The following is a 12,614-nucleotide window of genomic DNA, read 5'->3' on the forward strand; positions in this document are numbered from 1 at the left end:
GATGACGTCGACCTGTTGGAGATGGCCACCGACTTCCGCAACCATCCGTCTTTAGCTAAGAGACAAGCCGCGTGACAGCGGCGGCTTATCGAGGCTACTTTTCGAGAGGAGTGAGGAGGCAAGAGCTGTGTCCAACAGCGCCTCCTCATCAAGAATCATGCGTCGGCTCACTACACTGTTTCCCTCCGAGTTCCTCGAAGAGCACGCCGAGGAACTCGGCGTGGTCGAGTGAGAGAGAAAGGTTCAGATCCCTGTCCTCGTGTGGGCGCTCGTGTTCGGCTTCGCCGCAGGCGAGAGCCGAACACTCGCTGGGTTCAGACGCAGTTACAACGCGACAGCTGACGAGACGATTTCTCCTGGCGGCTTCTACCATCGGTTGACGCCGACTCTCGCAGAGTATCTCCGCGACCTCGTCGAGCGCGGCCTCGACGAGGTCGCTGTCCCTGATCCTGTTGACACGGATATCGACCGATTCAGAGACGTGATGATTGCTGATGGAACGGTGCTGCGGTTACACGAGTTTCTCTCTGATGAGTTCCAATCCCGTCACGAGGAGCAGGCTGGAGCGAAGCTCCACCTGCTCCACAACGCCACTGACCAGACAATTGAACGGATCGACGTGACCGACGAGAAAACACACGATAGCACGCTGTTCAAGACGGGTTCGTGGCTACACGGACGGCTGGTTCTGTTCGATGAACCAGCAGTCGGGCTCTATGTTCTCAATGGCTTGAGTATCATCAATGTCCCTAGAGATCAGACGACAGAACGGATTTACAGGTGTCTTGAAGGAACACGCGAGCAGATCCCGGCAAGCGTATTCTGATTGTTATTTAATATTTATTGTTCTCGCACACGTGCGAACACACGCGGAGTACTCATTCACTTGGAATCGATCTCGTGTTCCTGTCGGTGAATCGCCTGATCTCAATCCAACAGAACAGGTCTGGAACAGCTGCAATGGGAACTCTCACCGCTGGTTGTCTAGTGTGCGGAGGAGTTCCGCAGTCCTTGAGTGATCTTTTCGAGTGGCTAACTGACCGTGTGAGTTTTGCGAAAACTGGGTGACACAGTTTCTTGTCTTCAAAAACTATCCTGAGTACCAGACTCGCCTGCCGAGGTGATTCGTCTGGTTTTTAGTCACGACCGACGAGCCAGCTTATTTGCCTTCTATTGAGCAGCCACTGATAAATTGCTAGAAGAAAATATCCCTTAATCAACAACTACCAAACAGACCTCGTTCTTAGCAAGTCTGGCTGATTCATTCACTAGTTTGGATCATTTTCTCGGGAACTGACGTATGGCAGACTCCTATTCAATTGGAACACAAAGTATTTATAAACACCGGCGTTTGTTCTGGGTGTACCCCTACCATGCTATCAGTAGTGAGTAAATTAGGCGAAAAGTGTGTTGCACGCGCCGATGATGTGCTGCACAACTATACGTAAATCAAAACTGCTGGTGGCGATTGCAACAATCAAACTATGACAGATACACAACAAAAAATCAAAGCGGTACTCCTTACCGTGCTTATGGTGACTTCAGTATTTGCAGCCACCATAGCCTTCTCAGGAGCTGCCGCCGCCTCAGAACGAGGCGCTGGCGATAGCTATACAACGGGACCGACTGATGACTATCAAGGAGCTGCTGACAGCGCAGGTAATGTCGGCGCCGGTGCAGTCGTCTTCCAAGGTGAAGACGATATTGAGGGCGAATTCGCTGATGGAAACGGTGACACCGTTGGCGTTGGTGAACTACAGAAGGTGTCCGGTGACAACGAAGGCATTCTACTGGAGGCACCGATCCCACAGGATCAGCCAACTGGTCGATATACAGCAAATCCAGGCGTCGAGGGCACTGAAGGTGTGACCCTTCAGACGCCGCGTATCACTGATCTCGAAGTACAGAACAGTGACGAGGGCGACGTGACTGGGAGCATTCTGCAGGCCAACAATGATGAGACTGCAGAAATCCTTGTGGATTACAACTACGAGGAGGCCGAAGATCTTGAGCTCACCGTTGAGGACGAGGACGGTCTTGAAGTCACGGATGAAATCCTCGCCGACGGTGCCTCGGATACGGTCAACACTAATGTCAACACTGAGGATCATCCGAACCCCGCCGCTGATGGGGACCGTGATGAGTCCTTCGATGCCGGGTTTACCATCAACCCGTCCAATGTTGACGAAGGCGAGTACACGATTACTGTCGAAGGTGTCGAGGATCTCGACTTCGGTGATGCCTCGGAAACCGCAACAGTTGAGATCACGACCGACCAGACGGCTTCGCTCAGCCTCGACAGCGACGAGGTTACTCAGGGTGAAAACCTTGGATTTGATATCGAAAACAGCCCAGAAGGAAACTTCCACGCGGTTGTCATCGAAGAGAGTGAGTTCCGTGACAGCACCTCTGCCAGCAATTATGCGAAGATCTTCCGGAACGTCGGTGACACCTCTGATCGCGGTCTAGTCGGTGATGACGGCGATGGTACTGCGGTGGTCGATCCGAGCGATGCTGATTCCCTAGAGAGCGTCGACTACGCTTACGCCATCGTCGAGGTTGATGGCGGTACAGGTGTTGGCTCGGTCGAAACACAGTACCTCGACGACAGCTCGATTGATATCGATCTGTACCAGGCTAGCAACGGTGACTACACCGACAACAACGACAACCATGTCGTTGCCAACCTAGTCACCGACGACGACTACGAAACGGATGACGAACAGGACTTCGACGTTGTTGAGGGTGACCTCACCATTGACAGTCCGTCTGGGACGTACGTAACTGGGTCCGAGGTGGATGTGAACGGGACCGCAAGCGAAGGTATTGATGATGTCGCAATCTACGCTCGCGACAACAATGATTACGAACTCGTTGAAATCGATAGTGAAGAAACCATCAGCGTTGATGGTGACGATACCTTCAGCGAGGAAGATATCAGCCTCAGTGGCGGTGACCTCGGTGGCAATGACATCCTCGGCCTTCCGGGTACCTACCGGATTGGTGTAGTTGATGTTGAGGATGCCGACTCGAACTCCAACGGAACTGTCGATGACTCGCTTACAACGTCTGAGTTCAACAGCGGTGTCAGTTCCGCTGAGTCACTTCGAGTGACCGACACGGAACTTAACGGTACGTTCATCACCTATAACGGCCAGATATCGAGTGACGATAATCAGATCGATGTCGAAGGCCAAGCGCCTGGCAAGGACAACCTTGTCGTAGCATTCGTTGACTCGCGTGGCAACGCTGTTGCTACGGATATCTCCGTTGATGATGATGACACGTTCAGTGAAGACGACATCAGCATCTCAGCGCTCAGCGAAGGGACTGTCACAGCACACATTATCTCCTCTGGCCGCGACAACACGTTCGGAGATGGTGTCTCTGGTAGCAGTTCCGGGTTCGCAAGCCTAATCGAGGATAACTACGCGAGCGGCAGCAGTACTGGTGACCAGGTCCGCTCGCGAATTCTGGAAAACAGTGTCGATGACACTGCTAGTGACGACCTCATCGTAAATGAACAGTTCCGTCTGGCAGATGGGCTAACCACTGTCGAATCGGTTAACAGCCCAGTTGAAGCCAATGGAACGATTGAAGTTGAGGGGACTACCAACCGTAAGCCGGACGATAACACCATTACGGTTGAACTCCTCGACGACGAGGATGAATCAGTGACTGTCGACAGCACAGACGAGTGGGGAAGTGACGGTCAGTGGTCTGTCAGTCTCGATCTTTCGGATGAGAATGTCGAGCCTGGTAACTTCACCGTTGAAGCTGACGACGGTGACAACACTGATCGCCAGAGTGTCCAGATCGTTGAAGCCGGCTCGCTAGAGGAAGAGCAGCCGGCCACGGACACGCCGGAGCCGGACACGGATACGCCGGAGCCGGACACGGATACGCCGGAGCCGGACACGGATACTCCGGAGCCGGACACGGACACGCCGGAGCCGGACACGATGACTGAAGAAGTTACGTCCGAAGCAACTGGTCCTGGCTTCACGGCAGCTATCGCGCTCATCGCGCTCGTTGCTGCTGCACTCCTCGCCGTCCGCCGCGACAACTAACTGGATTCACTCCAGTTTTTGACGCTCCATTTTTTGTAGCCCTCGAAGCTTGGAACAACTTGCAGATAGTCACTGCCAAGTGATTAGTCGTCAAGCAATTCGATGATTGGTGTTTTGCATGTTTTCAGCCAATCTACGTGCAGAGTGTCCCATAAACGGGTTGTCACATAGACACACCAATTGAAATAGCTATAGGGAGATTCATACCAACATTGTGAAGACATCATCAGCGGTGGCCGTAGACCAAACCACGGCCTATCTGATAGGCCGTAAGCAATAATTCAGAGCCCGGCAAGATTCAGTTGACTGTTCGGACACTGACTGGACCTCGTTCAATCCACTCTGTGGCAGCAGCAGGGACTGTCGGCTAAATTGTATAGAAAGTGAACTTTCTAAGGCATTCAAGCAGTATTCTCTCAACCGCCTTTGTAACAATATCTTAACGAGGGATTCCCTATGACTCAGTGCAGAAAGACTGTCCATCAAGAGCAATTTCTATAGCGTTTGACCATGACTCAAAGCGCCGCTGATATGTAGCTGATGCATACTTCCCCACCTCATCCATCTGGCGTGCAGATGGTGGCTCCCCGATCTCATCTCTAAGTCTAGTTATTTCATCGAGTAACGCTCTCTCACTAATCTTGCTTCCCTGGGTGTCCGGCTCAAATCCGGCTACATTCAGGGCCTCATTCCATGACCCAAACCGATGGCTATAGGTGGTTGGATCGTACTCTCCCAAATCTTCCATATCGTTGAATCCCGGTATTTTATCTAACCTTTTTGCAAGTCTACTTATTTCTTGAATAAGTTCTTTATCAGTGATGGTTGCCCCAACATTCTCAGACTCAAAGCCAACTGCTTCCAAGGCATTATTCCATGACCCAAACTCGTTTCTATACGCGGAACGCCAATATTTACCCTGTTCGTTCATATCTGAAGCAGTTGGCTTCTTATCAAGCTCATCACTAAGTCGTTGCAATTCTTTCACCAACTCCTCTTCCGAGATTTTAGAGTCTGGCTCATTTGGATTGTATCCCGCTTCTTTAACAGCCTTATTCCAAGATCCAAATCGAGAATAGTACGTTGAAGCGGAATATCTACCTTGTTCACGGAATTCTGCAAGCGACGGTGGGTGTCCGAGCTCACTCGTTAGCTTACGTATCTCCTCTAGAAGCTCTTCATCAGAATACTGCATTGTCAGCATACCATCACAGAGCCCGATATATAAAACATTCTCTATTCAATCTTCAGATTAAATATATTACTTTATGATAAGCTCTTCTCTATACAAATCTGGACTCGGCTCTGTAGTGTGCTTGGTGATATCAAGTATGACCGACCCCTGACGACGGTCAGCCACCCACCGGTTCCCTCCCTGAGTACAATGTCGTGGTCGTGGTCAGTGCGTTGGAAGGGCCGCCAGTCGGGACGGGCGACTGTTCGCCAGTTCTCGGGAAGCATCGGTGACGCCTCTCGTCGCCGGAAGGCGGGACGACATCTGGGGAAAGATCGCCGGTGTCAATCTCCTTGCCGGAGAGGTGCCAGTATGCGGCCGGCCCGTCGCACTTGTGCTGGCCGATAGAGATACGGGGACATACCCCTACCCTCCCGTGAGTGACGAATGTTCTGACACTCTGTCGGAACCGAGGTGCGAACAGCGGTCGAGCGGACAGCATAGTGTGACAAACCACCGTTCTATTGCAGGGCTAGATTTCCCACCGCTTCTACAAGATCTTTGCTAGGACATGACCATCGTGTGTTGCACGGATGAAGATCACACGGCACCCAACCTACAACCTCAACTACCACATAGTGTGGTTTCCGAACTCTGGCGGAATCGAAGATTCTGCTGACCTCGCGGATTAAGGGTCCGCTCAGTACCGCAACTCGCTACTGACGGACGGAGTTGCCGAGCGTGTGGAATCCATTCTCCACGAAATTGCTGACGAGAAGGGCTGGGACATTCAAAATCTGACTGTCCAGTCCGACCACGTTCACCTGTTCGTCAGTAGCCCACCCAAACACAGTCCGTCATTGTTCGCTAACTGGTTCAAGAGCATTTCTTCTCGGAAGTACAACGATCACCACACAGACCGCGACGGCGAGAAAATTCTGTGGGCACGCAGCTACTACGCCGGAACTGCCGGGCACGTCTCCACCGAAACGATCGAAAACTACATTCACCGACATAAGGAGCCAAAAGCGTGACCGAACTCACGAAAACGCTTGAACTGAAGCTTGTGAACTCGAACGTCCACAAGCGTCAGAAACTTCGTGAAACACGAGACGCCTACCAGCAGGCGCTTCAAACCGCGTTCGTCGCTGGCTGTGACACACAGTCAGCTAACGACGTAGTTGTTGAGTACGACCTGAGCGGCTACGCGAAAAACGCCCTCAAGAAGTACGTCCTATAACTCTGTGGGAACAGCTACGACGCCGACGAGCTTCACGACGACCATCCTGTGCGGTTCACCAACGAGGGTCTGCAACTTGATCACAAACCAGAGAACGCTATCGAATGGTACGTCAAAATCCCGCACCACGAAGATTACAACCTCTGGATTCCGGCACGCGCCAATCCCGAACAGCGGGATTGGCTCGAAGCGTTGTACGCAGACGACACCGAAATGGGTGAGAGTCGGTTGTTCGAGCGCGACGGGGCGTGGTCTCTTCACCTCACCGTTATCCGCAACGCGGAGGACCAAACTGCGGCGTCTGCCGCCGAGCCGACGCCTATCGGCGTGGACATTGGAGAAGCGAGTCTCGTCACGGTGTGTTACCGCGACAACTCTGGTCCTCCGGTTCGTCCCCCGACTGTGGGCCGACGACGGCAGGGCCGTTCGTCGGCTTCGCAAAACCCACTTCACCGCTAAGAGGCGGCTTCAGAAGCGTGACAGTGAGCGAATCGCAGAGTCCTACGGTGACACACTGTGGGACAGGATTGACGATGTGTTCCACCGCGTGACCCGCGAGGTTGTGGAGTACGCGGAGTCTGCCGAGAATCTAGTTTGGTGCTGGGAGACCTGACGTATATCCGCGAGAACATGGATTACGGCGAGTACAGGAACTGACGGTTACATCGATGGAGCCTTGCCAAGCTTCATGCACAGATTCGCTACAAAGCCGCCGAGAAGTGGATTCCCGTTGAGACGGTGATCCCAGAACACGTTGAAGGTGTGCCATGCCTGCGGTGAACATGGCAACCGGCCACGACAGGCGACGTTCAAATGCTCGAACGACGGCTGTTGGGTCGGTAAGTATCAAGCCGCCGTGAACGGGGCGATAAACATTGCAGGCCGCTACCGTAGTAGAGAGAGTCACCGCCAAAGCGACCGGACTGCCCGGCAGAAGGCCGGTGATGATGGCTCGGCTATGGATGGGGCCTCTTTGACCGGGCCACAAGACAGCCAAGCCGATGCTGAAACCCAGCAGGTGACGCTTGGAACGCATGCGTCTTGAAACCAACAGGCCGCTTCGCCCGGCCTGAAATCCCGTGGCGGGATTCCTCCGCGTTCACGTGGAGGAGGTCAACGTGGAGCAATAACTGTTATCCCCTGAGAGCCTCAACTGGGCGGTCATTCGATGCCTTCCAAGCGGGGTAGATACCACTCAGAACGCTTGTTACGACCGCAAACACGAACCCATACAGGAGATACTGTGAGCTTTCCCATTCTAAGACTGCTATGGCATCACCGGTGATCAGATTAAACATGACAAATCCGACAGCGAGTGAGAGAATAGCACCCACGATGCCGCCAACGACACCGAGGAACATTGCCTCGGTGAGGATCATTCGGAGGACTTCACCGCGACGGATACCAACGGCGCGAAGGACTCCGATTTCACCTCGGCGCTCAATGGTACTCATAAGCATGACGTTGAGAATGGCTACACTCGCGACGACCAACGAGATGGAACCAATCCCCAGTAGCGCGAGTTGAAGTGTATTCAAGAAAGAATTGATACTCTCTTGAGCACCGGCAAATGTGTTGATCTGCAATTCTTCTTCTTCGTCTCGGCCATCAACATTGAATCGCTCTTCAAGCCGGTCTGCAGTCGCTTCTGCCGTGTCGCCGCTTCCAGTGATAATCGTCACGGAGTCGTAGTACTGCTGGTCACGGAGTCCGGATACTGGAATAACAAGCTCACCTCGGCCACCCCCACCGAAGCCGTCATCGGCCTCAATAAGACCTCGGATACGGTAGAGTTGCCCCTCATATGCTACTGGATCACCGACTTCTAGTCCGAGTTCCTGTGCTGTACTGTTACTGATCAACGCTCCGGTTTCGAGGCGGTCGGGAGCGGTACCACTGGAGACATCATAAAGGGCGCTTGCGTTGGTCACACCCGTCACGCTCACGTATGCGTTACCACTTCGCGTCTCGATTTCCGTGCTGTTGGTTTTCTGTGGAATAACCTGCGCGTCGGTGATAATACTCTCTATCTCTTCGACTTGGTCTTCAGTCACCCCATCTTCGTCGCTATCTGCGCCGGCCGAGACGGACACCTCGTTGGTGAGACTTCCAAGGTCCGATGTCGCCTGTTGCTGGAGAGCAACACCAGCCATGCCAAGTGAGACAATGGCGACCACACCAATGATGATGCCCAAGGCAGCTAGTCCGGTTCGCATCCGGTTCCGACCAAGGTTCCGCCATGCCATCAGTGCGCTTGGGGAACGTCGTAGCCACCTCACGACTGAATCACCCCGTCAACGAGGGTAACAATACGATCCGCATAAGCCTCCATCTGCTCATCATGTGTCACTGCAATGATAGCGATATTCTCCTGTTGCTTAAGACGAGTCATTTCCTCAAGAATCGTTCGACCAGTCTCTTGATCGAGGTTTCCGGTCGGTTCATCTGCGAGGAGTATATCAGGCTCATTAATTAGTGCACGGGCAATAGCAACGCGCTGCTGTTGACCGCCGGAAAGTTGAGCGGGTGTATGCGTAAGACGGTTACCAAGCCCGACTATTTTGAGTAGTTCCATGGCTCGATCCCGGCGATCGACACTTCGATCCCACATTGACGGAAGCTCGACATTTTCGACGGCAGTGAGCATTGGGAGCAAGTGGAAGTCTTGGAAGACGAAACCGAGTGACGACCGTCGTTGCTCTGTAAGCTCGTCCACATCGAAGTTTGTCACATCCAACCCATCGAGACAAACAGTACCCTCCGTCGGTGTATCGAGGAGTCCGATAATGTTGAGCATCGTACTTTTTCCGGACCCAGATGGGCCAGTTACGAGTACCATCTCACCACGCTCGGCATGAAAGTCGACTCCTTTTAACGCCTCGACGGTTTCCTCTCCGCTCTGATACCTTTTGACGATATCGCTAAGTTTGATAACACTCATGAGTTACGCCAGCGGTACACTCCGAACCCGATGATACCGATAGCAATGAATGCCAGAGTCACGCCGATTGCCGTTAGTGGGAGTCCACTTTCCGGCGGATTTTGGTCGTTTGCGGACTGGCCCTGATCGTTGTTTCTGGGAGTGTTTTTATTGCCTGTCGCTTTGATTCCGATCTCCTGTGTCGTTGTCACGCGGTCACCGTCAACTACATATGTGATCTCAATGGGGATTGAATCGGTGCTTGACCCTGTTTCTGCCGTCAGTTCGAATGTGCTAAATTCGCTCTTCTCAACCTCACCAACGTAGTACTCGCCTGTGGGTGCTGTCGGACTCACCTTGTCAGTGTCTGCAACACTAACTAAGACGGAGTCTGCAGTAGTGCTGCCGAGATTCGCAGCATCACCCGAGATGGTGATACCAGTTCCGGACTGAGACGCCTCAACACTGACCAGTCGAATTTCTCCTGATACCGTTGATTGATCCTGCAGCGATGTTGTATGAGATGTTCCGGCGGCGGTGTAAGTCGCAGTGTACGTCACAGTGCCATCGACTGAACTCGGAATGTCAAAGACAACGGACTCGTTCGAATCTGGTGCAATATCTGCCATCAGGTTCTGTGCAACGATGTCATCATCTTCCATTGCCGCTATCTCGACATCGCTGAATCTTGTGTTGCCAAAGTTAGTCAGTGTTACTTCAGTATCACCATTGGATAGCGTTTTTGCAGAGACATCAGATCTGACTTCTGGCCTGACAACGTCAATACTGACTGCTTTTGTTGTCGTTCGTGCGTCTCCGTCAACCGTGTTGTACATGACTTCTCCAGAAAGCGTTTGTGTCCCTCTCTTATCAAATGTGATCTCGTATTGGAAGTGCTCCTCTGTCCCTCCGTTAATCGAGCCTGTAATTCGGTTCGGATCGTTTACACTGGCGCCGCTAAGTTTGAGTTGGACGCCAGTAATGGCCTCGCTGTTGCCATTTGCGACCGTGACATTAATTGGTGTCTCCGCCCCAACGGCCGCATCAGTCTCATAGACTTCTGTAACCGCCAATGTAACATCAGAAGAACGCTCTACCTCCAGGTAGGCCGGTTTTTTAATAACGGAGATACCGCCATTAGGAGACGTTCCGCGAAGTACAATAGTGAGCTTCTTTTCCCCTTCACTGTCGAATGTCGTCGAGAAGGGTACCTCAGTTGAGTCGCCTACCCCGAGGCTTCCAAGGTCGTCTGCGGTATCCAGTAATGACCCCCCCGACCTGAGACTTGCTTCCGTGATTGTTATTGCAGCACTGCTACTCCCGGAATTTCGAAACTCTGCTCTGATAGTGACTCTTTCTCCCGGCTCCGGCGTCTCTGGAGAGACCGAGATGTTTCCCACCGTAACGTAAGCATCACTGCCCGTTTGGGCTGCACCGGTAGATGCCATCGGAACAACCAAACTGCTACAAAGCGCTGTTATTGCAAGCAGGGTTCGAAGTAGCTGACTGAGATTCATTTGCCCCAATCATGATGAATCGCTGTATTTCGAAATCTCAGACAATCATGCTCCAATCCAGAGCGGTATTGCGGTATATTACTCTTCACATATCGCCACTGGTAAGCCAAAGGTAAATTTCATTCCCAATGATATACACCGATTGGCCACAAAAGAAGGACAAATCCAGCCCAATAATCGATGTGGTATCGTTGATATCCCCTCTTTTACTCAGGTAGACCGTATATCTCGATACTCGCGCGCAAAACTACAGGACGATTGGCATTTCACCGCGCTAAAGCACGAGGGTACCTCCGTTGGAGTCCCGCTATTGACCCACGGAGGCAACTTGCAGGTTCGTGCGCATTTCTGAGGGACTCCCATGAGGGTATGGTTTCCGACCAATCGCGGTCGTCCCCCTCGAATCCGCATGGACACGTCTGCGCATCTCCGTGGCGAACCGTATTCTTGAGGTCGCCACATTCGGGGCACGTCTAACTCGTCCACGCTTCCGACTCGGCTTCCAAGAGATGCCGTACTCCTCACAAACACACGTGAGACGGTGGATGAACTCTTTGCACACTCGAAGTTGTTCGTCTTCTCGTTCATCCTTGACCGATCAGTGCGTTTCCAGCACGTCGGTTAGTCGCCTACGTACGCCGTCGCCACGCCCTCCTCGTACAGCCGTGTGACGCAGCCACACACCAGCGCGTGCGTGGTCACGATGTTTCGTCTGCTGTCGGTACAGCCATCGAATCTGATTCGAGGAGTAGGCCCTCTCGGGTTTCGACTGTAGACGGGCAACCTCATCAGTCGTCTCGCGGAACCATTCGAACAACTTCCGACCGTCGTAGAGGTACTGGTTCCAGTAGTCGTGGAACAGGCAACAAGATTGTTCTCGCCAACGTCGAGGGCGGCTTCATGAGAAGCCAGTGGTCCATCCAGTCGAATCAGGGATGGTGACCGGTTGGAAAGCCCTAGACGGTCGCTCACCTCGTCGTACTCAAGTTCTAGACGACCCTAATTGCCGCCCCCACTTCGGGTTGGCTCAGACTTCGAGGCGGAGCTGTTCGTGGTAGACGAGTCCGTATTCGCCTTTCAGTTCTTGCCCGACAGGGACTTCGAGACGGCTACGTTTGCCTCACTGAATCGTGTTCTGGTTGCACCGAATGTAGGTGCGGAGCTCGCGTCCGTCCTCCTCGTTGCCTCAGTACGATGGCGGGTTGGCGTACTCGCCTTTCTGTTTGAGGGCGAAGAACGAGCACCGTGCTTCCCTATCCTTTCGCCTGACCTGTTGAACGGTCGCGCTTTCGACGACAAACGTCCGACCGCAATTCTCACACAAATACCGTTGATACACCCGACAGCTGCCGTTCTGACCTGACGGTCAGAAACGGCAGCGGGGGCACTCAACGCCGTCACGCCAGCAAACCTTGTAGCAGGTCCGCTGCAGCCGATTCCGATACGAACCGGTGTATTGGGAACATATCGGGCACCGCTGGCGCGGTGCTCTTGCCCTCTTCGACTTTCAGCCCTAGCTCTCGCTATCAACAATCTACTTCGTAAGAGCGTTACTATTACTATCATAGCCGCACGCGTTAGACACTGCCCAGCCCCGTCTATGCCATTGTGGCGGTTGCATACTGCTGGTCGGCTTCATCCCTGTCGTCAAGGGTGAGGCTTTTGCCTCGGATTTTTGTAAGTAAGATTGAGT

At 53.0% G+C, this 12,614-nt stretch carries 5 protein-coding genes and 4 pseudogenes; 4 read left to right on the forward strand and 5 right to left on the reverse strand.

Annotated features, from left to right (window positions below; translation table 11 throughout):
* Nucleotides 1–157 precede the first annotated feature (157 nt).
* Nucleotides 158–697 (forward strand): annotated as a pseudogene (locus IEY38_RS17440) (IS4 family transposase); the annotation flags it as partial.
* A 787-nt stretch (nucleotides 698–1,484) separates the two neighbouring features.
* Entirely contained in the window at nucleotides 1,485–4,070 is a 2,586-nt protein-coding gene (csg, locus tag IEY38_RS17445) for an HVO_2072 family ArtA-dependent S-layer glycoprotein (RefSeq protein WP_188979833.1), read from the forward strand.
* 454 nt (nucleotides 4,071–4,524) lie between these two features.
* Here the strand turns inward: csg and IEY38_RS17450 are convergent, their stop codons facing one another.
* Nucleotides 4,525–5,265, reverse strand: coding sequence for a homing endonuclease associated repeat-containing protein (locus IEY38_RS17450; RefSeq protein ID WP_188979834.1), 741 nt, complete (start codon nucleotides 5,263–5,265; stop codon nucleotides 4,525–4,527).
* Between the two features lie 572 nt (nucleotides 5,266–5,837).
* On the opposite strand from IEY38_RS17450, the pseudogene tnpA reads away from it, so the two are divergent.
* Together tnpA and IEY38_RS17460 are read left to right on the forward strand one after the other, a co-directional pair.
* Nucleotides 5,838–6,278: pseudogene (tnpA, locus tag IEY38_RS17455) on the forward strand (IS200/IS605 family transposase).
* A pseudogene (locus tag IEY38_RS17460) lies at nucleotides 6,275–7,529 on the forward strand (IS200/IS605 family accessory protein TnpB-related protein). The pseudogenes tnpA and IEY38_RS17460 overlap by 4 nt, the downstream one beginning before the upstream one ends.
* 88 nt (nucleotides 7,530–7,617) lie before the next feature.
* On the opposite strand, the gene IEY38_RS17465 reads toward IEY38_RS17460, so the two are convergent.
* The 4 genes and pseudogenes from IEY38_RS17465 to IEY38_RS21860 form a co-directional block, all read right to left on the reverse strand.
* Complete coding sequence (locus tag IEY38_RS17465; RefSeq protein ID WP_049909327.1) at nucleotides 7,618–8,730, reverse strand: ABC transporter permease; 1,113 nt, start codon at nucleotides 8,728–8,730, stop codon at nucleotides 7,618–7,620.
* Nucleotides 8,731–8,759: 29 nt separating this feature from the next.
* Nucleotides 8,760–9,425 carry an ABC transporter ATP-binding protein gene (locus tag IEY38_RS17470; protein ID WP_004592226.1) on the reverse strand — a complete coding sequence of 222 codons (666 nt, stop codon included), beginning with the start codon at nucleotides 9,423–9,425 and terminating at the stop codon, nucleotides 8,760–8,762.
* A complete protein-coding gene (locus IEY38_RS17475; protein ID WP_188979835.1) occupies nucleotides 9,422–10,852 on the reverse strand; it encodes a CARDB domain-containing protein in 1,431 nt (476 codons plus the stop codon). The genes IEY38_RS17470 and IEY38_RS17475 overlap by 4 nt, the downstream gene beginning before the upstream one ends.
* A 376-nt stretch (nucleotides 10,853–11,228) precedes the next feature.
* A pseudogene (locus IEY38_RS21860) lies at nucleotides 11,229–12,387 on the reverse strand (transposase).
* Nucleotides 12,388–12,614: the final 227 nt, after the last annotated feature.

The sequence above is a fragment of the Haloarcula sebkhae genome, from assembly GCF_014647415.1.
Classification (GTDB): Archaea; Halobacteriota; Halobacteria; order Halobacteriales; family Haloarculaceae; genus Haloarcula; species Haloarcula sebkhae.